Below are 25,925 nucleotides of genomic sequence, written 5' to 3' on the forward strand. Positions count from 1 at the left end.
CCCGGAGACTCTCTGAATGACCCGTATTATCGAGTTCCTGATCGCCTTGGGGATCGTGGCTGGCCTGTTCGTCATCATTGGCGTATGTCTGCCGGGCGAGCGTCACATCACCGAAAGCATCGAGACCAACCGCAAGATGACGATCGTGTACGACACGGTCAGCAGCCTGCGCCGCTTCAAGGACTGGAACCCGCTGGTACTGCGCGATCCCGCCGTTGAACTGAAGCTGTCCGGCCCGGCCTCCGGCGTCGGGGCCACTCTCGACTTCACCTCCAAGGACCTGGGCACCGGCTCCTGGAAGATCACCGAAGCCGAAGAGAACAAGCGCGTTGCGATCGCCATCGAAGACCCGACCAAGGGTCACGACAAGGTCACCACCTTCACCCTGGAGCCGACCGGCAAGGGTGGCCGCAACGTCAAGATCACCCAGGACTACTCGGTGAAGTACGGCTTCGACCTGTTCGGTCGTTATGCCGGCCTGTATGTCAGCCGCCAGATCGGCGACGACATCAAGATGGGCCTGTCGCGCATGGCCAACATGCTCGCCACCGTCCCGAACGTCGACTACCGCACCCCGGAAGCGCCGCTGACCGATCTGGCCATCGTCGATGTGCCGGTTGAAGACCTGCTGGTCGTCAACGCCGGTAACGTGGACCGCGGTCAGGACACGATCACCAAGTCCATCAAGGACAACCAGGAGTGGATCAAGCGCGTGATGGAGGCCAATGGCCTTGAAGCCGCCGGCCCGTTCCGCATCATCACCACCGACTTCGGTGCTGAGAAGTACGCCTTCGACATCGCCCAGCCGGTGAAGAAGAAGGGTACTGAAGGTGCCACCGCTGAAGAGCTGACCGTCAAGATCGACGGCGGCGCCCCGGTCAAGTACGTGCACGTTGCTCCGCACCGTTCGGCGCATGCGGCCTACACCGGCCACATGGCAGGTCTGGACGTGGCCCGCAACGGCCTGCGTGCCTGGGCCGTGACCTCGGGCAACGAAGTCATCGACCGTCCGTACGAAACCTGGAAGGATGGCATCGACAAGTCGTTCACCCCGGAAGCGACCTACGACATCTACTGGGCCGTCAAGTAAGCCTCGGCTGACCCATGTAGTGTTGGACACGAAAACGCGCCGCTCCTTGCGGCGCGTTTTTTTTTCATCTGGCGCCCGGCAAGCGGCGCTGCGCAAGGAGCCCTCATGTTCAATCTGGAACGCCGTGCCCGTAAGCCTTCCCTGCTGGCCTGCCTGGGTGCATTGCTGGCCGCCACCTCGATCGGCCTGTCCGCCTATGCCTCGCATGGGGTGCCCGATCCGTTGGCGCAGCAGCATCTGAACATGGCAGCGTTGTACGCATTCGCGCACGGTGCGGTGCTGGTGGCGCTGGGCCCGCGCGCGCAAGGGGCGATCGCGCACCTGGCGTTGTACGTAGTGCTGCTGGGCGTGCTGCTGTTTTCCGGCAGCCTGGTGGGCGGGGCGCTATGGCAGTGGCCGACGCGGATGGCGCCGATCGGCGGTACCAGCATGATGGCCGGATGGGTGCTGCTGGCGATCAATGCGTTGAGGCGGTGACGGCACTGCTCGGCTTCGAGCGAAGCGACCCGCTTTTGTCTTTGCTCTCTTGTTCCATTCCGTGGCGGACGCACGCGGAAACTGTCAGAGGCCGGGCGGGTGGGCTGGGCAGGGGTATCCGCGCCATGGATGGCGCGGCTAAGCCTCCAGGGACGGATTCACGGCGTCCCCTGCGCGGCCTACCCGCCCGGACAGCTCCATGGACTTCGCCTTGCGGCCACCACGAGGGGCTCAGCCGTTGGCCGGTCTCCAGCACCAGTGCCACGGTTCGTAGACGATGCCGTGCGGGTTGTCGCGCGGGTAGCTCAGCTGGAAGCCGTGCGCGCCGGCATGGCGCTGCAGCCAGGCGAATGCATCGGTAGCGTCGAAGGATTCCTCTGCCGGCGCATCGCCCGGCGTGCCGATGTCCAGCGCATGGCCGCTATGGTGTTCACTGAAGCCCGGTGCGGCATTGACCTTCAGGATCTCCGCCACGCTCAGCCCGCGCGCCCGTTTCCGTTCGAAGATGCCCAGCTGGTAGGCATGGCTGCGGAAACCGGAGATCGCGTCCAGTGCCACGCCATCCCGTGCAGCGTGCAGGCGCATCCGCCGCCAGCCCTGCGCGGCGCCGCGGCGCAGCCACAGCGGGCGGGCGAAGCGGTCACGACCAGCGAAATGCAGCAGGCAGGGTTCGGCTTCCAGCGGCAGGCCGCTGTCGTCTGCGTAGCGCTGGGCGTCCAGGCCCAGCTGCTGCAGGCGCTGCTGCAGCCCGGCCAGCGGAAGCCATTGATCTTCCAGCGCTGCCCCGAATGGCCGAGCTGCCGCTGCGTCCAGCAGTGCCAGCGCCTCCTCGGTCCCGGGCTCACGCGTCAGGCGTGGCACCATCGAATGCACGCCGCGCGGCAGTACGGCCGCCAGATAGCGGCCATCACGCTTGCGCCGCAGCACCCAGTACGCCTGTGACAGCAGGCGCGCGTCCAGGTTGCTGCGCGCGCGCAGCAGGCCGGCGGGCCACAACTCGATGGTCGCGGTGTTGATCAGCAGGGGCGGGCGTCGTTGCATCGCCGCAGCTTACTGCCGCGGCGCCGATGCGGCCACCTTGCGCAGGGCATCGAGCAGCACCTGCGGCCGATCCACGCTGAGCAGCAGCGTGCTGCCGTCGCTGACCGGCAGGGCAAGCACGCGCGCGCGATCGGTGACCAGGGCGAATCCCTTGCCGCCGCCCTGCAGGCGGAAGTGACCCGAATAGAAGCCTGGCATTGCATAGCCGTTGGTCTTGAAACGGATGCCATAGCGGCGGTCGCGGCCGAGATCGACCACCTCCGCCTGGTCCAGCCGCAGCGTTGCCACTGGGACACGCCGGCGATACAGCGTCGAGCGCACATCCAGCACGTCGCCGGCCAGTTCCACCCGGCGGCGGAAGAAGGCCGCGCCCAGCCCGATGCCGAGTGCGGCGATCACCAGCAGGCTCCAGGCGGCGCTGCCGCCCATGCGGAACCAGGGCGGCGAGAGCGTCACTTCGATCCAGGGGGCGGAGGCCGGTGCCTTGTACAGCTGCGCATACAGGCAGGCCACGAAGGCGGCCAGCAGCGGCAGCACGATCCACAGCACGCGCAACGGCGAGCTGTCGGCCACCTCGTACTGTTTCGGGTCGCTGGCGCCCATGGCTCAGGCCTCCTTCTTGAACACCAGCATCGCCGGGCGCATCGGCGCCGGGATGATGATGTTCACCAGCTCCCAGCCGAGTTGGCCCTGGCGGCTGAGTTCGGCCTGGATGTCCTCGGCCTTGTGCAGGCCCATCATGGACGTCTTGACCTCGATGGTCTGGTAGCTCCAGCGCTTGCTCATTCCTTGTCCTCCGGCGATGGCTTGGGTTTCGGCAGGCGTCCTGCCTTGCGCAGGGCGTCGCGCAGCACGTATTCAATCTGCGCGTTGAGGCTGCGCAGCTCGTCGTCAGCCCAGCGCTGTGCCGCGGCCAGGACCTCGGCATTGATGCGCAGCGGATAGGCTTTCTTCTCACTCATGAAAACTCCTGGCGGGGCGGTGGGGCGCCCCGTTGCGAGGGTGGTTCAGTACAGCGAACCGGCATTGACGATCGGCTGGGTGCCGCGGTCCGAGCACAGCACGGTCAACAGGTTGCTGACCATGTGCGCCTTGCGTTCCTCATCCAACTGCACCACGCCGTTCTTCTGCAGTTCGGCCAGGGCCATCTCGACCATGCCGACCGCGCCGGCCACGATGCGCGTGCGCGCGGCGATCACCGCATTGGCCTGCTGCCGCTGCAGCATCGCCTGGGCGATTTCGGCGGCGTAGGCGAGGTGGCTGATACGCGCGTCGATCACCTGCACGCCGGCATCGGCCAGGCGCTCGGCCAACTCGTTCTTCAGGTGCTGGGAGATCTCGCTGGCGTGGCTGCGCAGGGCCAGCTGGCCGTCCTCATGCTGGTCATAGGGATAGCTGGTGGCCATCGCGCGCAGCGCCGATTCGGACTGGATATGCACGAAGCTCTCGTAGTCATCCACGTTGTAGACCGCCTCGGAGGCATCGACCACCTGCCAGACGATCACCGCGGCGATCTCGATCGGGCTGCCGTCCAGCTCGTTGACCTTCAGCTTGCCGCTTTCGAAGTTGCGCACGCGCTGGCTGACCCGGCGCTTGCTGAAGAAGGGATTGTTCCAGCGCAGGCCGTTGTCCTTCACGGTGCCGACGTACTTGCCGAACAGGCTGAGCACCGCGGCCTGGTTGGGCTGGATGGTGTACAGGCCGGCCAGGACGAACATGCCCGCCGCGACCAGCAGGACGCCCAGCAGCATCAGCAGCAGGTTGGGCGAGCCGGTGCTGGCCTTGGCGGCAACCCCGAGCACGAACACGGCGGCACCGGCGAGGGCGACCAGCAGGGCGCCGGCCAGCGTGCCGAGGCCGTTGAGCGAGGACAGCGACTTCTCTTTCATGGCAGTACGTCCTTGAGGGGTCGGAATTAAGATATCAAAGTGATATCAGATGCGGGCTACCGTTCGTCGGATGCCGTGGCCGGGGTGCCCGGCCAGCTAGAATGCCCACCCGCCTTCACATCGCTGCTGGAACCGCCATGGCCAAGCTTGGAACTCCGTTGTCCCCCTCCGCCACCCGGGTGCTGCTGCTGGGGTCGGGTGAACTCGGCAAGGAGGTGGCCATCGAGCTGCAGCGGCTGGGCGTGGAAGTGATTGCCGCCGATCGCTACGCCGATGCGCCGGCAATGCAGGTCGCGCATCGCTCGCACGTGATCGACATGCTGGACGCGATGGCCCTGCGCGCGCTGATCGCCCAGGAGCAGCCGCACCTGGTGGTGCCGGAGATCGAGGCCATCCACACCGAGACCCTGGTCCAGCTGGAACAGGAGCAGGGCCTGCGGGTGATCCCGACCGCGCGCGCCGCACGCCTGACCATGGACCGTGAAGGCATCCGCCGCCTGGCCGCCGAGACCCTCGGGCTGCCGACCTCGCCGTACCGCTTCGTCGATACCGAGGCCGAGTACCGGGCCGCGGTGGCCGCGATCGGCCTGCCGTGCGTGGTCAAGCCGGTGATGTCGTCCTCGGGCAAGGGCCAGAGCACGCTGCGCAGCGAGGCGGACGTCGCCCCGGCCTGGGACTACGCGCAGACCGGTGGCCGCGCCGGTGCCGGCCGCTGCATCGTCGAGGGCTTCATCGATTTCGATTACGAGATCACCCTGCTGACCGTGCGCCACGCCGGTGGCACCTCGTTCTGCGCGCCGATCGGCCACCTGCAGAAGGACGGCGACTACCGCGAGAGCTGGCAGCCGCAGCCGATGTCGGACAAGGCGCTGGCGCGTGCGGAAGAAATCTCGCGTGCGATCACCGACGACCTCGGCGGTTGGGGCCTGTTCGGCGTCGAGCTGTTCGTGAAGGGTGACGAGGTGTGGTTCAGCGAAGTGTCGCCGCGCCCGCACGACACTGGCCTGGTGACGCTGGTCTCGCAGGAGCTGAGCGAGTTCGCGCTGCATGCGCGTGCGATCCTCGGCCTGCCGATTCCGGTGATCCGCCAGAGCGGCCCGTCGGCCTCGTGCGCGCTGCTGGCGCATGGCGAAGGCGTGCCGTACTTCAACAACGTCGCTGCCGCGCTGCAGGTGCCGGATACCGCGGTGCGCCTGTTCGGCAAGCCCAGCGTGCACGGCCATCGCCGCGTCGGGGTGACCCTGGCACGCGCGGAATCCATCGACGAAGCACGCGCCATCGCGCGTGATGCCGCCGACGCCATCGGCGTCGAACTGCGTCCGTAAAGGAAGGTGCGACGACCAACGGTCGTCGCCTACCGCATTCCGGTGGGTACCGACCATTGGTCGGTACCGCATCAACATCGCCTTACGGCTTTACATCCACCCACACCAGGTGGTGGTCGCTGCCGTCGGCGATCTTCGCTTCCGGGCTTTCATTGGCCGGCCAGAAGATGCCGCTGCCGATGTACTCGAAACCGGTCGAGGGCAGCACGTAGTCCAGGCGCATGGTGCCGGATTTCGGGCCGAAATCGCCGGTGGCATGGAACGGCGCGCCCTTGCGCGCGATGCCCTTGGCTGCATAGGCCAGGCTGGTCTGCTCGCCGCCGACGCTGCGCGGGGTGGGGTAGCGCAGCACGCGGGCGTTCTCGATCAGTTCGACGATCGCTTCATGGCGGCCATCACCATCGACCGGGTCGTTGTTGAGGTCGCCGAGGATCACGAAGCGTGCGTCCTGGGCCAGGCCGCCACACTGGCCCTTGTCGTCGCACAGCCACGGCTTGTCACCCTTGGACAGGTATTCCTGCCACAGGCGCAGTTCGTCGTGGTTGCGCGCGGCATTGCGCTTTTCCGGGCCGTCGAACACCGGCGGCGTCGGGTGCGAGACCAGCGCGTGCACAACGCCGTCCGGCGTCTTCACCGGCACGTCCCAATGTGACTTCGACGACAGCCGCAGCTGCGACCACACGTGGTCGTTGTAGAAGCTCTGGCCGGTGCGCGGATCAACCGGACGGATCGCGCCCGGCATCGTGCTCCACTTCAGCAGCTGGAAGCTGCGCACCTTGGCTTCGTCGATCGGGTAGCGCGACAGCACCAGCATGCCGTACTGGCCCGGGTGCAGGCCGTAGCCCCAGGCATCGTTGCCGCGGCTGCGGCCTTCGCCGCCGACCACGCCGTTGTTGTCCAGGTCCAGGCCGCTGGGAACGCCGGTGTTGACCGGGGCCAGGTAGCGGTAGGCGAAGTGCAGCGGCTTGCCGCCGCCGGGCTGGGCCACTTCCAGGTAGCGCTTCTGGAACAGGTCGGCGGCGCGGTGGGCGTCGTCGAAGTCGAACTCGTTCAGCAGCACCAGATCCGGGCGCACCTGCTGCAGCACCGCGGCGATCTTGCGTGCGTGCTCGCTGTCGCCTTCCAGTTCCTTGATCAGGCCACCGGCGTCATCGGAGTACAGCGAGGTGTTGTAGGTGGCCAGGCGCAGCGCAGCGGACGGCTTTTCGGTCATCGCAGGGGAGGTGGCGAAGGCGGGGGCGGTGGCGCCGCAGAGCAGGGCCAGGGCGAGGATCAGGGGTTTGGCGTTCATGGGCCGTATTGTGCACCCGGCCCGGTGTCAGCGGTTTGTCAGCGCCCGTCCAGATCGTTGTCGAAATCGTGCCAGCGGCGGCCGTCGTAGGCCTCCAGCGGATGGAAGCGGCGCTTGTAGTCCATCTTCTGGTGGCCGCGGATCCAGTAACCCAGGTAGACGTGCGGCAGGCCCTCGCGGCGGGCCCATTCGATCTGCTGCAGGATCGCGAAGGTACCCAGCCCGCGCGCGGCGTGCTCCGGGTCGAAGAAGGTGTAGACCGCCGACAGGCCGTGCTCGGTGACGTCGGTCACCGCCACACCCAGCAGCTGGCTGGGCTGGCCGTCGTGGCCGGGCAGGCGCATCTCCATGAAGCGGGTGTGCGACCAGCTGCCGATCAGGAACTGCTCGAATTCGTGCGGGCCATGGTCGTCCATGCCACCGTTGGCGTGGCGATGCACCAGGTAGCGGTGATACAGCGCAAACAGGTCGTCGCGGGCGGTGGCGGCGGTGATCCGCACCTCCAGGTCTTCATTGCGGGCCGCGCAACGGCGCTGGCTGCGGTCCGGGGCGAAGCGCGCCACCGGGATGCGCACCGCCACACAGGCCTGGCAGTGCGCGCAATGTGGCCGGTAGACCAGGTCACCGCTGCGGCGGAAGCCCCAGCTCAGCGCCAGCGGGTACAGGCCGCCGAGGCGGCGGTCGTGCGGGTCCAGCACCAGGTCGCGCGCCACCCGGTCCGACCAGTACCCGCAGGGGTGCTCGCCGGTCTGGAAAAGTCGCAGTTCGTCGTCTCTGTCGCCATGCATCGCCATGGGCACAGCATAGCCCCAGCCCGTCGCAGTGGCGGCGACTGTCCGCCGGATGAATGGAACCGGCAGCGGCGTCAACCGATGTCGCGCCCGGGCGTTGTTGTCCCCCGAGGGTGAAGTGATCACCCCGACGCTGTTCCCATCCCCAGGAGTGACCTCATGATCCGTACCCCCCTGCTGCTGGCCCTGCTGCTCGGCACCTCCGCTTCCGGTATCGCGCTGGCGGCCGACACCCCGACCACGCCGGCGCAGCGCCCGGCCAAGCTGGACACCAATGGCGACGGCGTCATCGACCGCAGCGAAGCCGCTGCCAACCCGCGTCTGGCGGCGAAGTTCGACGAACTGGACAAGAACAAGGACGGCAAGCTCTCGCGCGATGAACTGCCGCGCTGGAAGCACGGCCGTCGTGGCCACGGCGGCGAGCGCTGGGCCAAGCTGGACGTCAACAAGGACGGCCGCATCAGCCGCGAGGAAGCCAAGGCCGATCCGCGCCTGGCCGCACGCTTCGACCAGCTCGACCTCAACAAGGACGGCTACCTGGACAAGGCCGACCGCGAGCTGCGCGTGAAGCAGATGCGTGATGCCTGGTTCGCCGCGGCCGACACCAACAAGGACGGCCAGTTGAGCAGGGCCGAGTTCGATGCGGCCAAGCGCCCGATGCACGGTGGTCCGCGTCAGGGCGGCCCGCGTGACGGCGCCATGCCGAAGCCGCAGCGCTGAGAGCCAACGCATTGATCGACGACAACGCCGGCGCACTGCCGGCGTTGTCCGTTACAGGCGGCCGCTGCGTACCAGCGAGTACAGCACCAGTGCGATCACCATCAGGTTCATGGCGATGATGCCGGTGCGGCCGTACATCGACTCGTATTTCCAGTTGATGCCCGTGCGCCCGCGCCGTGCCGAGTCCCGCACGATCATCGGCGCCATCACCCGCTGCAGGGGTACCAGGCACTGGTAGTTGACCACGCCCAGGCCGACCGCCAGCACCGCCAGCTGTGCCCAGACCGGCACCTGCAGCATCACTGCCAGCAGGATCGCCAGGCACCAGAACATGCCGGTGGTGATGTTGAGGTAGAGGAAGCGACGCACGTCGGCGCGCTCGGCATCGGTCTCGGTGTACGACATCAGGAAGCGCCCGCCCAGATAGCTGCCGACCGCTCCGCCAATCACGCCACCGATGACCGCGCCCCAGCTTTCCGCCGGCAGCACGTGCAGCTGGCCCAGCGTGGCGGTCAACGAGCCCAGCGCGGTGCCGCCTGCCGCACTGGCGCCGCCGAGGCCGAGCTTGCTGCCGCCGATGCCGACGCCGGTGCCGAGCAGGATCGCCGCGCTGGCGGTGCCGGGCGCGGCCACCAGCACCATCGACACCACGGCCGTGGCGAACGCCGCACTCGGGGCACTGCTGCGGGCGAATTCGCCGAAGCGTTGCAGCAGGCCGTCACGCACCTGGGCGCGGGCACGCGACAGCCGCTTGCGCACGGCGGCGTCGCTGAGCCCGAGCAGGTCGGCTACCTGTTGCGAACGCTGGCCTTCGCGGTAGTACAGCAGCAGGACTTCGCGGCTGTCGGCCGGCAACGCGGAAATGATGTCTTCGGCGGCGATCTCTTCTTCCACCCGCTGCAGCCGGTCGGCGGCACCTGGCGCCGGGTCGGCGGCCATGCCCAGCGCCACTTCGGCCGCCTCGCCGGTCAGCGGCCGGCCACGCTGCGCACGCAGCCAGTCGCGGGCCAGGTTGCGGGTGATCTGCCGCAGCCAGGGCAGGAAGCTGGTTGAACTGCGCAGCTGGTGCAGCTGCTGCCAGCCCTTCACGAAGGCTTCCTGGGCGATGTCCTCGCTGGCCTGGCGGTCGCGGGTGATGGCCAGCGCGATGGCGGTGACCGTGTTCTGGCAGGCCAGCACGATGCGGCCATAGGCATGCTGGCAGCCGCCGGCGGCGGCTGGCAGTTCGCGTTCCAGGGTCTGGTCGATCGATGCGGCGAAGGTCGTCACGGCGGCGGCTCTCCTGCTGGGATTGTGTCCCATGACGGAACCGCGCGCGAAGTGTGACCGGCCTTCAGTGCGGTAGTGCCGGCCGCTGGCCGGCAACCTCATGAACCCGTCCGGCGGGCTGCGGTTGCCGGCCAGCGGCCGGCACTACCCGTGTGTCATTTCGGGGGCTGGATGCGGACCCGGATTTCTTCCTCTTCCGGGGGAGCCGGTTGGGCAGGGGCCTGTTGCGGCTGCGCCTGTTGGGTAGGGACCGGTGCGGCCGGCGCCGGGGTGCCGCGATGGCGCAGGCCGATCACCAGCGCCACGCCGGCGATCACCACCAGCAGGGCGATGCGGATGCGCCAGGCCCAGCCGCGGCCGCCGCTGCCCTGTTCCGGCATGTCGCGGAAGGCGAACTCGGCGGTCGGGTGGTCGCGTCGGGTGGTGTCGAGCAGGCGCGCGTCACGCAGGATTTCGCGTGCGCGCGGCTGGTCGTCGGCGCGCACGATCCACACCGCCGGGTAGGCGCTGGCGTTGCCCAGGTCGGTATAGCTGAACTGGCCGCGGCGGCGGGTCTTGTACGAGCGCCCGTTGGTCACCTTGACCTCGATGCCATGCCCGCGCAGGAGCTCGGCCACGCCTTCCACGGTTTCCACGCGCTGGCTGCTGAAGATCTGGCGCATCGGATTACTCCTTGGCCGGCACGGCGGCCGCCGCTGCCTGGTCGGGAACGACGCGGATCAGGCCTTCCTGCGCGGTGCTGGCCACCAGCACGCCGTTGCGGGTGAAGAACTGGCCGCGGGCCAGGCCGCGCGAATCCTGCGCGCTGGGGCTGTCCAGCGAGTACAGCAGCCAGTCGTCGGCACGGAACGGGCGGTGGAACCAGATGGCGTGGTCGAGCGAGGCCATCTGCACATGCGGGTGGTAGTAGCTGATGCCGTGCGGGAACGTCGCGGTACCCAGCAGATGGAAGTCGGAGGCATAGGCCAGCAGCGCCTGGTGCAGCTCGGGCGCATCGCCGACCGGCTCGCTCAGGCGCAGCCACACCTGGTGGTAGGGCGGGCGCTTGGGCGGGTTCAGTTCGTCACGCGGGTAGACGTGGCGGAACTCGAACGGGCCGCCGCGCGACAGCCAGCGCTGCACCTTGATCGGCAGCCGTTCCAGCACTTCGGCCGGCAGCGGACGATTCGGTTCGATGTCTTCCGGTTGCGGCACTTCGGGCATCTTGTGCTGGTGCTCGGCCCCGGTTTCGGCCTGCTGGAACGAGGCCGCGCAGAAGAAGATCACCTTGCCGTGCTGGATCGCGGTGACCCGGCGCACCGAGAAGCTGCCGCCATCGCGGGTGCGGTCCACGTCGTAGACGATCGGGTGGTCGATGTTGCCGGCGCGCAGGAAGTAGGCGTGCAGCGAGTGCACGTGGCGGCCGTTGTCGACCGTGGCCTGCGCCGCGGCCAATGCCTGGCCCAGCACCTGCCCGCCGAACACGTACTTGGTGCCGATGTCGCGGCTCTGCCCGCGGAACAGGTTGTCCTCCAGCCGCTCCAGGGTGAGCAGGTCGATCAGCTCGGAGACGACGGGTTCGGGCGTGTCGTTCAAGGGGGCAGCCACAGCAATGAAGAGGGCCTGATTATACCGGTGCAGGCCGGCCCATCATCGGTAGTGCCGGCCGCTGGCCGGCAACCTCATGATCATCCTGGGGTGCCTGCGATTGCCGGCCAGCGGCCGGCACTGCCGCTTACTTGCCGAGCCGCGCCACCAGTGCCTGCAGGGCGTTCTGTGCATCCGGGGCGAACCAGGCTTCGACGAAGCGGTCCAGCTGGATCAGGTCAGGGTGCAGGGCTTCGTGCAGGTCGGCGCGGGCAACCGCGCGGGTCAGCAGCATCGGCTGGCGCGGCTGCTTGAGCAGGTTCTGCAGCCAGGCCACCGCGCGGGCCACCACCAGGTCGCCCTCGGCCAGTTCATCGACCAGGCCGATCTGCAGCGCCTGTTCGGCCGGCACCAGCGAGCCGGTGGTCAGCAGGACCCCGGCGCGGTGCACGCCCACCGCGCGGCGCAGCAGGCGCTGGATGCCCTCCGGTGCGATCAGGCCCACCTGCACTTCGTTCAGGCCGATGGCATACGGGCGCGACGGCTCGGTGCTGCGCGCCATCACCCGGTAGTCGCAGCACAGCGCCAGCACGCAGCCGCCGGCCGGGGCGTGGCCGGTGATCGCCGCGACCACCGGGATGCGGCTCTCGGCCAGCGTGCGCACGGCGCCGAAGAAGGCGTTCCAGGTGTCCAACAACTTGTGCTTGTCATCGCCGTGCGAGAGCAGGTGCGGCACGTCCATGCCACCGGTGAAGATGCGTTCGCTGCCCGACAGCACGATGCCGTGCGCATCTTCGGCCATGGCCAGCTCGATGGCGTGGATCAACTGCCGGCACAGTTCGGTGTCCAGTGCGTTGACCGGCGGCCGCGCCAGGCGCAGTTCGCGGATGGGGCCATGGTTGATCACCTCGATGAGCGTCGTCATGCTGCGGTCTCGTTGCGAAGAAGGAACCTGGGCGATGATAACCAAACCATTCGTTGGCGTATTGTTGATGATGTGTGCGGCCGCAGCATCGGCTTCTGCCGCCGAGACCACGTGCGTCACCGTCGAGCAGGGCTGGGCGCGGCTGCCGCCGAATCCGGCGATGCCGATGACCGCCGGCTACGGCGCGATCCACAACCGCTGCGGCAAGGCGGTGGTGATTACCGGTGCGGCCAGCAGCAGCTTTGGTGATGTGTCGCTGCACGAGACCACGATCACTGACGGGGTCAGCCGGATGCGCGCGATCGAGCGCCTGCCGCTGGCATCGGGCGCCCGTGCCGAGCTCAAGCCCGGTGGCCTGCACCTGATGCTGATGCAGGGCAAGGGCGCATTGAAGGACGGGCAGGCGCTGCCACTGCGGCTGCAGCTGGAAGGCGGTGGCGAAGTAAATGCCACGCTGGTGGTGCGCAAGGCGGCGCCGTAGCGCGGGGGTAGCGCCGGGCGCTGGCCGGCAGCACAGGAAATGCCGGCCAGCGGCCGGCACTACCACGGGGGTTACGACCAGTCGTACGAGAACAACACCGTGCGGCTTACCGGTTCGTACAGCATCACGATCGCATCGGCGCCGGTGGCGCACCAGTTGTAACCGGCCACGTCGGCCACAGCGAAGAATTTGTTGCCGTCGCGGGTGATGATCACCGTTTCGGCATCGTCCGCAGCGTTGGGGTCATCGGCGGCTTCAGTGAAGGCCAGCGCGAAGGCCGCAGGAATCTCCGCGGTCTCGGTCCAGTTGCCGAACCCGATCGGGCCGCCCAGCGTATCCAGATAATCGCGTTCGCTGGCCTCGCCCTTGCCGAAGCGCGAGTAGCAGGCCAACCGGCCATGCGTGGCGTGGTAGTCGCGCGCCTTGGCGTAGCTCTCGCGCATCTGCGCGATATGTTCCCGCGCGTACTTGTCGTCCACTGCATCACCGATGAAATAGCCCTCGTTGCCGAGGAAGCGCATCTCGTTGCCGGCGGTCAGTTCGAAGGCGATCCAGTTGGTGCCGGTGAACGCGTTGTGGTGTTCTTCGGTGGCCTCGCCGATACAGCCGTCATATGGCTCGATCGGGCACAGCATGGTTGCCACTTGGCCCGCCAGTTCCGGGCGCAGCAGGCCCAGGTCGATCTTCAGCAGCGGCAACAGGTGCTGGCCGAGCCAGGCCTGGTCGGCGGGGAAGACATCGGTGGGGAAGGGGACCATGCCGGGCAGCAGGTCGCGCAGTTCGGTGTGGTGGATCATGTCAGTCCTTTGAACAGTGTCGGTCGTGCCGGCCGCTGGCCGGCATCCTCATTGCCGCCGAAACGTTCCGACCAAGGTCGGCACCTACCAGAAGCGAATCAGGTCGACGCGCTGCGGATCGCCTCCGGCAGCGACGCGCTCTTGCCGGTCTGGGTATCCATCCACACCACCACCACGTTGCCGTCCGAATACAGCTTCGACTCATCCTGCTGGTCGACGATGCGGTGGCCGATGGTCACGCTGCTGTTGCCCAGGCGCTCGACGAACAGTTCGACCAGGATGTCGTTGGGCCACACGATCGGCAGCCGGTAGTTGACGTTGGTCGCGGCCACCACCGGTGCGATGCGGTCGGTCATCGACACGCCGTCCACGCCCAGCATCCAGCGCACGCGCGCTTCTTCCAGGTAGGAGATGTACTTGGCGTTGTTGACGTGGCCCATGCTGTCCATGTCACGCCAGCGCACGCTGATCGGGATGCGGGCCAGGATCTTGTGTTCGCTGCTCATCAGGCGTCCTTCTTCTTCTTGTTGGCGGCAGCGGTCTTGCTGGCCTTGCCGGTGCTTGATGCCGCCACCGCCTTCTTCGCCACCTTGGCGGGCTTTTCAGGCTTCACCTTGCGCGGCGGGCGGGCGTCGGGCTTGTTGGCCACGGCGGCCGGGCGTTCCGGTCGCGCGCTGGTGGACGGCAGCATCCGCGCCAGGAACTGGCCGGTGTACGACTGCGGGCAGGCCGCCACGTCTTCCGGCGTGCCGGTGACCAGGATGGTGCCACCGCGATGGCCACCTTCCGGACCCAGGTCGACGATCCAGTCGGCGGTCTTGATCACGTCCAGGTTGTGTTCGATCACCACCACCGTGTTGCCTTCGTCGCGCAGCTTGTGCAGCACGCCGAGCAGCGCTTCGATGTCGTGGAAGTGCAGGCCGGTGGTCGGCTCGTCCAGGATGTACAGGGTGCGCCCGGTATCGCGGCGCGACAGTTCCTTGGACAGCTTCACGCGCTGCGCTTCACCACCGGACAGCGTGGTCGCGCTCTGGCCCAGCTTGATGTAGCTCAGGCCCACGTCGACCAGCGTTTCCAGCTTGCGGGCGATCGACGGCACCGGCTCGAACAGCTTCAGCGCATCCTCGACGGTCATTTCCAGCACGTCGTTGATGTTGAAGCCCTTGTACAGGATCTCCAGCGTCTCGCGGTTGTAGCGCTTGCCGTGGCAGACGTCGCAGGGCACGTACACGTCCGGCAGGAAGTGCATCTCGACCTTGATCAGGCCGTCGCCTTGGCACGCTTCGCAGCGGCCACCGCGCACGTTGAAGCTGAAACGGCCCGGCGAGTAGCCGCGCGCGCGCGCTTCGGGCACCTGCGCGAACAGCTCGCGCAGCGGGGTGAACAGGCCGGTGTAGGTGGCCGGGTTCGAACGCGGGGTGCGGCCGATCGGCGACTGGTCGATGTCCACCACCTTGTCGAACAGATCCAGGCCATCGATCTCCTTGTAGGGAGCGATCGGATGCGAGGAGCCGTTGATCTCGTTGGCGGCCAGCGAGAACAGGGTGTCGTTGATCAGGGTCGACTTGCCCGAGCCGGACACACCGGTCACGCAGGTCAGCAGGCCCGACGGAATCGCCAGGTCCACGCCCTTCAGGTTGTTGCCGCTGGCCCCGCGCAGGTGCAGGGTCATCTTCGGGTTCGGCTTGTGCCGGCGCGCGGGAATCTCGATCGCGCGCTTGCCCGACAGGTACTGGCCGGTCAGCGAGCGCGGTGCCTCCAGGATGTCCTGCAGGGTGCCCTGGCCGACGATCTCGCCGCCGTGCACGCCCGCGCCCGGGCCGATGTCCAGCACGTAGTCGGCCAGGCGGATCGCGTCCTCGTCATGCTCGACCACGATCACCGTGTTGCCGAGGTCGCGCAGGCGGGTGAGGGTGCCGAGCAGGCGCTCGTTGTCGCGCTGGTGCAGGCCGATCGACGGCTCGTCGAGCACGTACATCACGCCGACCAGGCCGGCGCCGATCTGGCTGGCCAGGCGGATGCGCTGCGCTTCGCCACCGGACAGGGTGTCGGCCTTGCGCTCCAGGGTCAGGTAATCCAGGCCGACATCGACCAGGAAGCCGAGGCGCTCACCGATTTCCTTGACGATCTTCGAGGCGATCTCGCCGCGCCAGCCCGGCAGGCTCAGTTCGCTGAAGAACTTCAGTGCTTCGTCGATCGGCAGCACCACCAGGTCCGGCAGCGGGCGGTCGGCCACGAACACGTTGCGTGCCGCCCTGTTGAGGCGCGCGCCATGGCATTCCGGGCACGGCTGTTCGCTGATGTACTTGGACAGCTCTTCGCGCACCGCCGGCGATTCGGTTTCCTTGTAGCGGCGCTCGAGGTTGGGAATGATGCCCTCGAAGCGGTGCTTGCGCTGGGTGCGGCCGCCGGCTTCGGTGAAGTAGGTGAAGGTGATCGCTTCATCGCCGCTGCCGTACAGCACGGCCTGCTGCACGTTCTCAGGCAGCGAGTTCCACGCCGCATCGACGTCGAACTTGTAGTGCTTGGCCAGCGAGGCGATCAGCTGGAAATAATAGGCGTTGCGGCGATCCCAGCCGCGCACCGCACCGGCGGCCAGCGACAGCTCCGGATGCACCACCACGCGCGACGGATCGAAGAATTCGGCGATGCCCAGGCCATCGCAGCCGGGGCAGGCGCCCATCGGTGCGTTGAACGAGAACAGGCGCGGCTCCAGCTCCGGCAGCGAGTAATCGCACACCGGGCAGGAATACTTGGAGGAGAACAGCGTCGGCGCGGTTTCGGTGTTGTCCAGGCTCTGCACCGAGGCCATGCCGTCGCCCAGCTTCAGCGCAGTCTCGAAGCTCTCGGCCAGGCGCTGCTTGATGTCCTCGCGCGGGCGGAAGCGGTCGATCACCGCCTCGATGGTGTGCTTCTGGCGCAGTGCCAGCGGCGGCACCGCGTCGATTTCATGCAGCTCGCCGTCCACGCGCACGCGCACGAAGCCCTGCGCGCGCAGCTGGTCGAACACCTGCGCGTGCTCGCCCTTGCGGTCGCGGATGACCGGCGCCAGCAGCATGTAGCGCTGTTCCGGGTCCAGGGTCAGCACCTGGTCGACCATCTGGCTGACCGTCTGTGCTTCCAGCGGGTAGCCGTGGTCCGGGCAGCGCGGGGTGCCGACGCGGGCGTACAGCAGGCGCAGGTAGTCGTAGATCTCGGTGATCGTGCCGACGGTCGAACGCGGGTTGTGCGAGGTCGACTTCTGCTCGATCGAGATGGCCGGGGACAGGCCTTCGATGTGGTCCAGGTCCGGCTTTTCCATCACGCTCAGGAACTGGCGCGCATAGGCCGACAGCGACTCGACGTAGCGGCGCTGGCCTTCTGCGTAAATGGTGTCGAACGCCAGCGAGGACTTGCCCGAGCCGGACAGGCCGGTGATCACGATCAGCTTGTCGCGGGGCAGGTCGAGGTCGAGGTTCTTCAGGTTGTGCGTCCGCGCGCCGCGGATGCGGATGAAATCCATCGCCATGGGGGATCCGGTTGTGGGGGCGTTGGCTGGGTGCCGGGCCAGCAGGGAACGGCAATCGGTCAGCCTACCGAGGTGACCAGATGGGGGCAATGGGCGACAATGCCAGCCCGGTGTCTCACCCTGTGAGACAAGGCTTTATGAAGGGGTCAGATCCCTTTTCACGCTGTGAAAAGGCATCTGGCCCCGTTCCGACCGGGTCTCCCGGGTCGTTCAGGGGTTGACTTGACCCTGTCGCATTGATCTGCGTACAATTCCGCTCCTGTCCGCCCTCGACGGCGGCAGTCCATAGACCACAATAACTACAGAGGAAGTCTGGTCATGTACGCAGTACTGGTCACCGGCGGTAAGCAATACCGCGTGGCGCAGGGCGAAAAGCTCCGCGTCGAAAAGCTCGAAGTCGAAGTCGGCAGCGAGATCAAGTTTGACAACATCCTGATGCTGGGCGACAGCGATGGCGTGAAGCTGGGCGATGCGCTGAAGGGCGCTGCCGTCACCGCCAAGGTCCTGTCCCAGGGTCGTGCTGACAAGGTCCGGATCATCAAGTTCCGTCGCCGCAAGCACCACATGAAGCGTCAGGGTCACCGTCAGTACTACACCGAAATCGAGATCACCGGCATCGCCGGCTAAGCATCAGGAGAAGCAGTCATGGCACATAAAAAGGGCGTAGGCTCCTCGCGCAACGGTCGCGACTCCAACCCGAAGTACCTGGGCGTCAAGATCTTCGGCGGCCAGGCCATCGAAGCCGGCAACATCATCGTGCGTCAGCGCGGCACCCAGTTCCACCCGGGTTCCGGCGTGGGCCTGGGCCGTGACCACACCCTGTTCGCCCTCGTGGACGGCAAGGTGGAGTTCTCGGTCAAGGGCGCCAAGAAGCGTCGCACCGTCAGCATCGTCTCGGCCGACGCCTGATCCAGGCATCGCCGGCACCCGTGCCTCGGCATGGCCGTGCTGGATGAAGAGCACGCTGCATGAAGAGCCCCGCTTCGGCGGGGCTTTTCGTTAGAGTTACCGGGTAAAAGGAAGACCGGCCGCGCCGGGCTGCGGGCCACGCGCGCCCGCATTACATTCAAGGCGACGGCGCAGATGCCGCGCCCATCGCAGGCATCGAAACAATGAAACTGGTAGACGAAGCAGAAATCGAAGTGTTCGCCGGCAACGGCGGCAACGGCTGCATTGGCTTCCGTCGCGAGAAGTTCATTCCGCTCGGCGGCCCGGACGGCGGCGACGGCGGTGCGGGCGGCAGCGTGTACATCCGCGCCGACGAAAACCTGAACACCTTGGTCGACTTCCGCCATGACCGCATCTTCAAGGCGCAGCGCGGCGAGAACGGCATGGGCCGCCAGGCCTATGGCAAGGGCGGCGAAGACCTGACCATCACCGTGCCGGTCGGCACCGTGGTCATCAACGTTGCCACCGATGAAGTCATCGGCGACCTGACCCAGCACAACGACCGCCTGCTGGTGGCCAAGGGCGGCCGCGGCGGCCTGGGCAACATGCATTTCAAGAGCTCGACCAACCGTTCGCCGCGCCAGGCGCTGCCGGGCGAGCCGGGCGAAGAGCGCACGCTGAAGCTGGAGCTGAAGCTGCTGGCCGACGTCGGCCTGCTGGGCTTCCCCAACGCCGGCAAGAGCACCCTGATCCGCGCCGTCTCGGCGGCAACGCCGAAGGTGGCCGATTACCCGTTCACCACGCTGTACCCGAACCTGGGCGTGGTGAAGGTGGAGAACTACCGCAGCTTCGTGATCGCCGACATTCCGGGCCTGATCGAAGGCGCGGCCGACGGTGCCGGCCTCGGTGCGCAGTTCCTGCGCCACCTGCAGCGCACCCGCCTGCTGCTGCACCTGGTGGACATCTCGCCGATGGAAGGTGGCGTGGAAGGCATCTCGCCGGTGGAGCAGGTGCGTGCGATCGAGCGCGAGCTGGAAAAGCACGACCCGGAGCTGCTGAACAAGCCGCGCTGGCTGGTGCTGAACAAGGCCGACCTGATGTTCGAAGACGAAGCGAAAGCGGCGGCCGAACAGATCGTCGCCGAGCTGGGCTGGAAGGAGCCGTGGTTCCTGGTGTCGGCGCTGGGTCGCGAAGGTACCTTCCCGATCATGAGCCGGATCATGGCGTTCTTCGATCGCCAGAAGGAAGACGAGCTGGAAGCCCGCAACGCGCAGTAATGCTGTTGTGGTTCCATGCGAAAAACCCGGCTTCGGCCGGGTTTTTCATTTTCCGGTAGTGCCGGCCGCTGGCCGGCATTCCTCGCAATTGCCGGCCAGCGCCCGGCGCTACCGGCCGTGCGGCCCCCGTGGATCGCCCGGATTGCAGGCAACAAAAAACCCGGCCGAGGCCGGGCTTTTGTCTGCTGCCCAACCCCGAAGGGCAGGGCGGCAACGCCGGATCAGGCGGCCTTGAGGGCCTTGATGCGGTCGTTCAGGCGGCTCTTGTGGCGAGCAGCCTTGTTCTTGTGGATCAGGCCACGCGCGCTGAAGCGATCCAGGATCGGCTGGGCAACGGCGAAGGCGGCTTCGGCGCCGGCGGCATCGTTGGCGTCCAGCGCCTTGATCACTTTCTTGACAGCGGTGCGCAGCATCGAGCGCTGAGCCACGTTGCGCGCGTTGCGCACGACGGTCTGCTTGGCGCGCTTCTTGGCGGACTTGATATTGGCCACGGTGGTGGTTTCCTGAAAAAATCGGTGTTATGGGAACAGCAAGCTAGCTAGTATGATGGCGTAAGAAATGCACGTCAAGTCGATTGTCAAGAGGGACGCTGAGTGAGTTCACCCAAGTTGTTGCGGGGCCTGCTGTCGTTCAGCAGCATGACCATGGTCTCGCGCGTCCTTGGACTTGTCCGGGACTTCGTGGTGACCACCACGTTCGGCACCAACGCCATCACTGATGCTTTCTGGGTCGCCTTCAGGGTACCCAATTTCCTGCGCCGGTTGTTCGCCGAGGGGTCTTTCGCCACCGCTTTCGTGCCGGTGTTCACGGAAGTGAAGGAAACCCGCAGCCACGCCGAGCTGCGCGAACTGATGGCCCGCACCGCCGGCACCCTGGGTGGGGTGCTGATGCTGGTCACCGCGCTGGCGCTGATCTTCGCGCCACAGCTGGCCTCGGTCTTCTCAAGCGGCGTTGATACAGACCCGGTCAAGCAGGGCCTGCTGGTGGACCTGTTCCGCCTGACCTTCCCGTTCCTGCTGTTCGTCTCGCTCACCGCACTGGCCGGCGGCGCGCTGAACAGCTTCCAGCGCTTCGCGATGCCGGCGCTGACCCCGGTCATCCTCAACCTGTGCATGATCGCCGGCGCGCTGTGGCTGGCGCCGCGGCTGGGCGGCACCCCGGAAAAACAGATCCTGGCGCTGGGCTGGGCGGTGCTGGCCGCCGGCATCCTGCAGCTGCTGTTCCAGTTGCCCTCGCTGAAGGGCATCAACCTGCTGACCCTGCCGCGCTGGGGCTGGAGCCATCCGGGCGTGCGCAAGGTGATGACGCTGATGGTGCCGACCCTGTTCGGTTCCTCGGTGGCGCAGATCAACCTGCTGCTGGACACGGTCATCGCGGCCAAGCTGACCGACGGCTCGCAGTCCTGGCTGTCACTGGCCGATCGCTTCCTGGAGCTGCCGCTGGGCGTGTTCGGCGTGGCGCTGGGTACGGTGATCCTGCCGGCGCTGGCCCGCCACCACGTCAGCACCGACCGTGAAGGCTTCTCGCGCTCGCTGGACTGGGGCCTGCGCATGACCCTGCTGATCTCGGTGCCGGCCATGCTCGGCCTGCTGCTGCTGGCGGAACCCCTGATCGCGACCATCTTCCAGCACGGCCAGTTCAGTGCCTTCGATACCCGCATGACCGCGTTGTCGGTGTACGGCCTGAGCTTCGGCCTGCCGGCGTTCGCCCTGCTGAAGGTGGTGCTGCCGGCGTTCTACGCGCGGCAGGACACCAAGACCCCGGTGCGCGCCGGTATCGCCGCGCTGGTGGCCAACATGGTGTTCAACTTCGCGCTGCTGGCCGTGCTGTACCAGGTGATGGTGCCGGACGAACTGAAGGCACAGGGCGTGATGGCGGCCATCGGCAAGCAGCCGGGCCTGCACCTGGCGCTGGGCATTGCCAGCGCGCTGTCCAGTTACCTGAACCTGGGCCTGCTCTGGTACTGGCTGGGCAAGACCGATGTCTACCAGCGCCGCCCGGGCTGGGGCGGCTATCTGCTGCGCCTGCTGCTGGCCTGCCTGGCCATGGTCGGCGTGCTGCTGGCGCTGCTGTACTGGCTGCCGGGCTTCTCGGCGATGAGCGTGTGGGAGCGGATCGGTGCCCTGGCGCTGCTGGTCGGTGGCGGTGGCGCGACCTATGCGGTGGCGATGGTGGCCATGGGCTTCCGCCCGCGCGACCTGCGCGGGCATTGATCGCGGCCCGTGGCGGCTATACTTCAGGGTTACACCATTGAAGCGGCGGCCCCGGTCGGGCCGGAACGAGAGTTGATGAGCAGGCTGTTCAGAAGCGTCGAGGGCGGGGAGCTGTTCCCCAACGGAAGCGTGGTCTGTATCGGTGCATTCGACGGCCTCCACCTGGGGCATCGTGCGCTGGTCCGCCACGCGGTCGCCCGCGCGCGCGCCTTGGGCGTGGCCGCGGTGGCCGTGGCGTTCGAGCCGCTGCCGCGTGAATTCTTCGCCCAGGGCACGCCGCCGCCGCGGCTGACCCTGGCGCGCAGCAAGGTCGAGATCCTGCGCGAGCTCGGCGTCGATGCGGTCGGCCTGCTGCGTTTCGATGCGGCGATGGCCGCCATGCCGGCCGAGGACTTCGTGCGGCGGCTGCTGGTGCACCGGCTGGGCGCCCGCGAAGTGTGGATCGGCCCGGACTTCTGCTTCGGCAACCGCCGCCGTGGCGACCTGGCCCTGCTGCAGAAGATGGGCGCCGAACTGGGCTTCAGCGCCGGCGAGATCGAAGCGGTGGACCTGCATGGCGAGCGCATTTCCAGCACCCGCATCCGCCAGCTGCTGCAGGACGGTAACTTCGCCCGCGCCGGCGACCTGCTCGGCCGTCCGTACGCGATCAGCGGGCGGGTGGTGCGCGGGCGCCAGCTCGGCCGCACGCTGGGTTTCCCGACCGCCAACCTGCGCTTCCCGAAGACCCCGGCGCTGTCGGGCATCTACGCGACCTGGGTGCACGGCGTGTTCGACCAGCCATGGCCCTCGGTGTCCAGCTTCGGCACTCGGCCGACGGTGGACGGCGTGGAGCCGCTGCTGGAAGCCCACCTGTTCGATTTCCAGGGCGACCTGTACGGCCGCCACATCGACGTGGAGTTCGTCGCCAAGCTGCGCGACGAAGAGAAATTCAATGATCTGGCGGCGCTGACCGACCAGATGCACCGCGACGCCGAACAGGCGCGCGCCATCCTTTCCGAACATAGATTGCGAGCCACTGCGTGAGCCAGGACTACAAGACCACCCTGAACCTGCCAGCCACCGAATTCCCGATGCGCGGCGACCTGCCCAAGCGCGAGCCGGGCATTCTGGCGCAGTGGGAAGCGCAGGGGCTCTACCAGCAGCTGCGCGACAACGCCGCCGGCCGCCCGCTGTTCGTGCTGCACGACGGCCCGCCGTACGCCAACGGCCGCATCCACCTCGGCCACGCGGTCAACAAGATCCTGAAGGACATCATCGTCAAGTCGCGCTACCTGGCCGGCTTCGATGCACCCTACGTGCCGGGCTGGGACTGCCATGGCCTGCCGATCGAGATCGCGGTCGAGAAGAAGTGGGGCAAGGTCGGCACCAAGCTCGACGCCGTTGAATTCCGGCAGAAGTGCCGCGAGTTCGCCGAAGAGCAGATCAACATCCAGCGCGTGGACTTCAAGCGCCTGGGCGTGACCGGTGACTGGGACAACCCGTACAAGACCCTGAGCTTCGACTTCGAAGCCAACGAGATCCGCGCGCTGGCCAAGGTCGTGGCCAATGGCCACCTGGTGCGCGGCGCCAAGCCGGTGTACTGGTGCTTCGACTGTGGTTCGGCGCTGGCCGAAGCCGAGATCGAATACCAGGAAAAGGAATCGCCGGCGATCGACGTGGCCTACGCCGCACGTGATGCGCAGGCCATCGGCCAGGCGTTCGGCGTGAGCGTGCCGGCCGACGTCGAAGTGGCCGTGCCGATCTGGACCACCACGCCGTGGACGCTGCCGGCCTCGCTGGCTGTTTCGCTGGGCGCGGAGATCAACTACGTGCTGGCCGAAGGCCCGGCCCACAACGGCAAGCGCCGTTGGCTGGTGCTGGCCGCCGCGCTGGCCGAGCGCGCGCTGCAGCGCTACGGCGTGGATGAAGTGGTGCTGCACGGTGAAACCACCGGCGCGGCGCTGGAAAACCAGCTGCTGGCGCATCCGTTCTACCCGGAGCGCGAAATCCTGGTGCTCAACGGTGACCACGTCTCCGACGAGGACGGTACCGGTGCGGTGCACACTGCACCCGGCCACGGCCAGGAAGACTTCGTGGTCAGCCAGAAGTACGGCCTGCTGGACAAGTACAACGCCGGCCAGGTCACCCCGATCGACGGCCGTGGCGTGTACCTGGAATCGACCCCGCCGGCCGGTGACGTGGTCCTGGCCGGCCAGCACCTGTGGAAGGCGCAGGAGGCCATCGTCGGCGTGCTGCGCGACAACGGTTCGCTGCTGGCCTTCCACCCGATCCGCCACAGCTATCCGCACTGCTGGCGCCACAAGACGCCGGTGGTGTTCCGCGCCACCCCTCAGTGGTTCATCTCGATGGACAAGGCCAACCTGCGCACCGATGCGCTGGCCGCCATCGACACCGTGGGCTGGTTCCCGGCCTGGGGCAAGGCGCGCATCCAGAGCATGGTCGACGGTCGCCCGGACTGGACCATCTCGCGCCAGCGCACCTGGGGCGTGCCGATCGCACTGTTCACCCACCGCCAGACCGGCGAGATCCATCCGCGTTCGGTCGAGCTGATGCAGCAGGTCGCCGACCGCGTCGAGGCCGAGGGCATCGACGTGTGGTACTCGCTGGATGCGGCCGAACTGCTGGGCGCCGAAGCAGCCGACTACGAGAAGGTCACCGACATCCTCGACGTCTGGTTCGATTCGGGCGTGACCCATGAAGGCGTGCTCGCCGCGCGTGGCTTCGGCAAGCCGGCCGACCTGTACCTGGAAGGTTCCGACCAGCACCGCGGCTGGTTCCAGTCCTCGCTGCTGACCGGCGTGGCGATCGACAAGCGCGCCCCGTACAAGCAGTGCCTCACCCACGGTTTCACCGTGGATGAGCACGGCCGCAAGATGTCCAAGTCGCTGGGCAACGGCATCGAGCCGCAGGACATCATGAACAAGCTGGGCGCGGACATCCTGCGCCTGTGGATCGCCTCGGCCGACTACAGCAACGAGATGTCGCTGTCGCAGGAAATCCTCAAGCGCAACGCCGATGCCTACCGCCGCCTGCGCAACACCGCGCGCTTCCTGCTCGGCAACCTGGACGGCTTCGATCCGGCCCAGCACCTGCGCCCGCTCGACCAGATGGTCGCGCTGGACCGCTGGATCGTGCATCGCGCGTGGGAGCTGCAGGAGAAGATCAAGGCGGCCTACGACGGCTACAACATGGCCGAGATCGTGCAGCTGCTGCTGAACTTCTGCAGCGTGGACCTGGGTTCGCTGTACCTGGACGTGACCAAGGACCGCCTGTACACGATGCCGACCGACTCGCACGGTCGCCGTTCGGCGCAGAGCGCGATGTACCACATCGCCGAAGCATTCACCCGCTGGGTGGCGCCGATCCTGACCTTCACCGCCGACGAGCTGTGGGGCTACCTGCCGGGCGAGCGTGCCGGGCACGTGCTGTTCACCACCTGGTACGACGGCCTGGCGCCGCTGCCGGCCGATGCGCAGCTCAACGCCGCCGACTTCGAGCAGCTGCTGGCCGTGCGCGAGCAGGTGGCCAAGGTGCTGGAACCGATGCGTGCCAACGGTGCCATCGGCGCCGCGCTGGAAGCGGAGATCACCATCGCCGCCAGCGAAGAACAGGCCGCGAAGTGGCAGCCGCTGGCCGATGAACTGCGCTTCCTGTTCATCAGCGGCGACGTGCAGGTGCGCCCGGCAACCACCGACGAAGTGTTCGTCAGCGCCCAGCCGACCACCAAGGCCAAGTGCGTGCGCTGCTGGCACCACCGCGCCGATGTCGGCAGCAACGCCGACCATCCCGAACTGTGCGGCCGCTGCGTGAGCAACATCACCGGCGCCGGCGAACTGCGGAGCTGGTTCTGATGAGCACTGCACGCCCGCATCCCAACGCCCTGGTCTGGCTGCTGCTGTCGGCGGCCATCATCGGCCTGGACCAGTGGTCCAAGGCCTGGGTGCTGTCGAGCCTGCCGGAGTTCCAGCCGGTGGTGGTCATCGATGGTTTCTGGAACTGGTACCGCACCTACAACACCGGCGCGGCGTTCAGTTTCCTGAGCGACGCCGGTGGCTGGCAGAAGTACTTCTTCACTGCGCTGGCGATCGCCATCAGCGGCCTGATGGCCTGGTGGCTGCGCGGTACCGCCCGCGGCAACTGGAAGGCCGCGGTGCCGTATGCGCTGATCATCGGCGGTGCCATCGGCAACGTCATCGACCGCCAGGTGCACGGTCATGTGGTCGATTTCATCCAGTGGTACGTGGGCAGCTACACCTGGCCCTCGTTCAACATCGCCGATTCGGCCATCGTGGTGGGTGCCATCGGCATCGCCCTGTTTGGCCTGTTCGACGGCAAGTCCGCCAAAAAGGCGGATAATGCCAATCCGAAACCGTAAGC

The 25,925-nt window shown here is 67.2% G+C and carries 27 protein-coding genes; 12 read left to right on the forward strand and 15 right to left on the reverse strand.

All coding sequences use genetic code 11. The features are described from left to right. Positions 1-16: 16 nt before the first annotated feature. Positions 17-1,090 (forward strand): polyketide cyclase, encoded by a 1,074-nt coding sequence (locus AC5P7U_RS07580; protein WP_006424176.1) that lies wholly within the window; start codon positions 17-19, stop codon positions 1,088-1,090. Positions 1,091-1,195: 105 nt separating this feature from the next. Beyond that, the gene (locus AC5P7U_RS07585; RefSeq protein ID WP_495220946.1) at positions 1,196-1,567 is read left to right on the forward strand and encodes a DUF423 domain-containing protein; all 372 of its coding nucleotides are present in this window, start codon (positions 1,196-1,198) and stop codon (positions 1,565-1,567) included. Positions 1,568-1,798: 231 nt separating this feature from the next. Here AC5P7U_RS07585 and AC5P7U_RS07590 read toward each other — a convergent pair whose 3' ends face one another. Genes AC5P7U_RS07590 through AC5P7U_RS07610 form a run of 5 tightly spaced genes read right to left on the reverse strand, consistent with a single transcriptional unit; the run spans position 1,799 to position 4,497 of the window. Continuing rightward, the gene (locus AC5P7U_RS07590) at positions 1,799-2,608 is read right to left on the reverse strand and encodes a M15 family metallopeptidase (protein ID WP_197564899.1); all 810 of its coding nucleotides are present in this window, start codon (positions 2,606-2,608) and stop codon (positions 1,799-1,801) included. Positions 2,609-2,617: 9 nt separating this feature from the next. After that, entirely contained in the window at positions 2,618-3,211 is a 594-nt protein-coding gene (locus AC5P7U_RS07595; protein ID WP_006424207.1) for a PH domain-containing protein, read from the reverse strand. A gap of 3 nt (positions 3,212-3,214) precedes the next feature. Continuing rightward, positions 3,215-3,394 carry a DUF4177 domain-containing protein gene (locus AC5P7U_RS07600; RefSeq protein WP_006424209.1) on the reverse strand — a complete coding sequence of 60 codons (180 nt, stop codon included), beginning with the start codon at positions 3,392-3,394 and terminating at the stop codon, positions 3,215-3,217. Further along, complete coding sequence (locus AC5P7U_RS07605) at positions 3,391-3,570, reverse strand: type II toxin-antitoxin system antitoxin (protein ID WP_005412615.1); 180 nt, start codon at positions 3,568-3,570, stop codon at positions 3,391-3,393. Before AC5P7U_RS07605 ends, AC5P7U_RS07600 begins: the two co-directional genes overlap by 4 nt. Before the next feature lie 45 nt (positions 3,571-3,615). Further along, positions 3,616-4,497 carry an SPFH domain-containing protein gene (locus tag AC5P7U_RS07610; RefSeq protein ID WP_006424215.1) on the reverse strand — a complete coding sequence of 294 codons (882 nt, stop codon included), beginning with the start codon at positions 4,495-4,497 and terminating at the stop codon, positions 3,616-3,618. Positions 4,498-4,634: 137 nt separating this feature from the next. Here AC5P7U_RS07610 and purT point away from each other — a divergent pair, with 137 nt between their 5' ends. After that, a complete protein-coding gene (gene purT, locus AC5P7U_RS07615; protein ID WP_197564898.1) occupies positions 4,635-5,822 on the forward strand; it encodes a formate-dependent phosphoribosylglycinamide formyltransferase in 1,188 nt (395 codons plus the stop codon). 82 nt (positions 5,823-5,904) lie between these two features. On the opposite strand, the gene AC5P7U_RS07620 is transcribed toward purT, so the two are convergent. Further along, positions 5,905-7,113, reverse strand: coding sequence for an endonuclease/exonuclease/phosphatase family protein (locus tag AC5P7U_RS07620; protein WP_006424268.1), 1,209 nt, complete (start codon positions 7,111-7,113; stop codon positions 5,905-5,907). A gap of 38 nt (positions 7,114-7,151) precedes the next feature. Beyond that, a complete protein-coding gene (locus tag AC5P7U_RS07625; RefSeq protein ID WP_133934105.1) occupies positions 7,152-7,907 on the reverse strand; it encodes an arginyltransferase in 756 nt (251 codons plus the stop codon). 156 nt (positions 7,908-8,063) lie between these two features. On the opposite strand from AC5P7U_RS07625, the gene AC5P7U_RS07630 reads away from it, so the two are divergent. Next, entirely contained in the window at positions 8,064-8,624 is a 561-nt protein-coding gene (locus tag AC5P7U_RS07630) for an EF-hand domain-containing protein (RefSeq protein ID WP_197565097.1), read from the forward strand. A 51-nt stretch (positions 8,625-8,675) separates the two neighbouring features. On the opposite strand, the gene AC5P7U_RS07635 is transcribed toward AC5P7U_RS07630, so the two are convergent. The 4 genes from AC5P7U_RS07635 to AC5P7U_RS07650 all read right to left on the reverse strand — a co-directional run bounded on the left by AC5P7U_RS07635 (position 8,676) and on the right by AC5P7U_RS07650 (position 12,384). Further along, positions 8,676-9,893, reverse strand: a complete 1,218-nt coding sequence (locus AC5P7U_RS07635) for an RNA polymerase sigma factor (RefSeq protein ID WP_197565098.1) — start codon at positions 9,891-9,893, stop codon at positions 8,676-8,678. A 155-nt stretch (positions 9,894-10,048) separates the two neighbouring features. Next, positions 10,049-10,555, reverse strand: coding sequence for a pathogenicity-like protein (locus tag AC5P7U_RS07640; protein WP_308309646.1), 507 nt, complete (start codon positions 10,553-10,555; stop codon positions 10,049-10,051). 4 nt (positions 10,556-10,559) lie between these two features. Next, positions 10,560-11,480 (reverse strand): acyl-CoA thioesterase II, encoded by a 921-nt coding sequence (tesB, locus tag AC5P7U_RS07645; RefSeq protein ID WP_005408551.1) that lies wholly within the window; start codon positions 11,478-11,480, stop codon positions 10,560-10,562. A 127-nt stretch (positions 11,481-11,607) separates the two neighbouring features. Further along, on the reverse strand, positions 11,608-12,384 hold the full coding sequence (locus AC5P7U_RS07650; protein ID WP_308309647.1) for an enoyl-CoA hydratase/isomerase family protein: 777 nt from the start codon (positions 12,382-12,384) through the stop codon (positions 11,608-11,610). A 34-nt stretch (positions 12,385-12,418) separates the two neighbouring features. Here AC5P7U_RS07650 and AC5P7U_RS07655 point away from each other — a divergent pair, with 34 nt between their 5' ends. Next, complete coding sequence (locus AC5P7U_RS07655) at positions 12,419-12,865, forward strand: copper chaperone PCu(A)C (protein WP_478431629.1); 447 nt, start codon at positions 12,419-12,421, stop codon at positions 12,863-12,865. A 71-nt stretch (positions 12,866-12,936) separates the two neighbouring features. Here the strand turns inward: AC5P7U_RS07655 and AC5P7U_RS07660 are convergent, their stop codons facing one another. The 3 genes from AC5P7U_RS07660 to uvrA form a co-directional block, all read right to left on the reverse strand. Then, entirely contained in the window at positions 12,937-13,662 is a 726-nt protein-coding gene (locus tag AC5P7U_RS07660) for an enolase (RefSeq protein WP_197564408.1), read from the reverse strand. 98 nt (positions 13,663-13,760) lie between these two features. Next, complete coding sequence (locus AC5P7U_RS07665) at positions 13,761-14,168, reverse strand: thioesterase family protein (RefSeq protein ID WP_197564407.1); 408 nt, start codon at positions 14,166-14,168, stop codon at positions 13,761-13,763. Then, positions 14,168-17,170, reverse strand: a complete 3,003-nt coding sequence (gene uvrA / locus AC5P7U_RS07670) for an excinuclease ABC subunit UvrA (RefSeq protein ID WP_197564406.1) — start codon at positions 17,168-17,170, stop codon at positions 14,168-14,170. The genes AC5P7U_RS07665 and uvrA overlap by 1 nt, the downstream gene beginning before the upstream one ends. Positions 17,171-17,488: 318 nt before the next feature. On the opposite strand from uvrA, the gene rplU reads away from it, so the two are divergent. From rplU to cgtA, 3 genes are all read left to right on the forward strand, one after another. Then, entirely contained in the window at positions 17,489-17,797 is a 309-nt protein-coding gene (rplU, locus tag AC5P7U_RS07675) for a 50S ribosomal protein L21 (protein ID WP_006424709.1), read from the forward strand. A gap of 18 nt (positions 17,798-17,815) precedes the next feature. Next, positions 17,816-18,079 carry a 50S ribosomal protein L27 gene (gene rpmA, locus AC5P7U_RS07680; protein WP_005415704.1) on the forward strand — a complete coding sequence of 88 codons (264 nt, stop codon included), beginning with the start codon at positions 17,816-17,818 and terminating at the stop codon, positions 18,077-18,079. A 203-nt stretch (positions 18,080-18,282) separates the two neighbouring features. Beyond that, on the forward strand, positions 18,283-19,335 hold the full coding sequence (gene cgtA / locus AC5P7U_RS07685; protein WP_006424789.1) for an Obg family GTPase CgtA: 1,053 nt from the start codon (positions 18,283-18,285) through the stop codon (positions 19,333-19,335). 221 nt (positions 19,336-19,556) lie between these two features. On the opposite strand, the gene rpsT is transcribed toward cgtA, so the two are convergent. Continuing rightward, positions 19,557-19,826 (reverse strand): 30S ribosomal protein S20, encoded by a 270-nt coding sequence (gene rpsT, locus AC5P7U_RS07690; protein ID WP_005408560.1) that lies wholly within the window; start codon positions 19,824-19,826, stop codon positions 19,557-19,559. 117 nt (positions 19,827-19,943) lie between these two features. Here rpsT and murJ point away from each other — a divergent pair, with 117 nt between their 5' ends. From murJ to lspA, 4 genes are all read left to right on the forward strand, one after another. Continuing rightward, positions 19,944-21,548: a murein biosynthesis integral membrane protein MurJ gene (gene murJ, locus AC5P7U_RS07695; protein WP_040008511.1), complete on the forward strand. Its 1,605-nt coding sequence runs from the start codon at positions 19,944-19,946 to the stop codon at positions 21,546-21,548. A gap of 75 nt (positions 21,549-21,623) precedes the next feature. Further along, positions 21,624-22,571, forward strand: a complete 948-nt coding sequence (locus AC5P7U_RS07700; protein ID WP_006424830.1) for a bifunctional riboflavin kinase/FAD synthetase — start codon at positions 21,624-21,626, stop codon at positions 22,569-22,571. Continuing rightward, complete coding sequence (gene ileS / locus AC5P7U_RS07705; RefSeq protein ID WP_197564405.1) at positions 22,568-25,399, forward strand: isoleucine--tRNA ligase; 2,832 nt, start codon at positions 22,568-22,570, stop codon at positions 25,397-25,399. The genes AC5P7U_RS07700 and ileS overlap by 4 nt, the downstream gene beginning before the upstream one ends. Next, positions 25,399-25,923: a signal peptidase II gene (lspA, locus tag AC5P7U_RS07710; protein ID WP_008266713.1), complete on the forward strand. Its 525-nt coding sequence runs from the start codon at positions 25,399-25,401 to the stop codon at positions 25,921-25,923. Before ileS ends, lspA begins: the two co-directional genes overlap by 1 nt. Positions 25,924-25,925 lie beyond the last annotated feature (2 nt).

The organism is Stenotrophomonas sp. YJH_SMC_57, assembly GCF_059369755.1.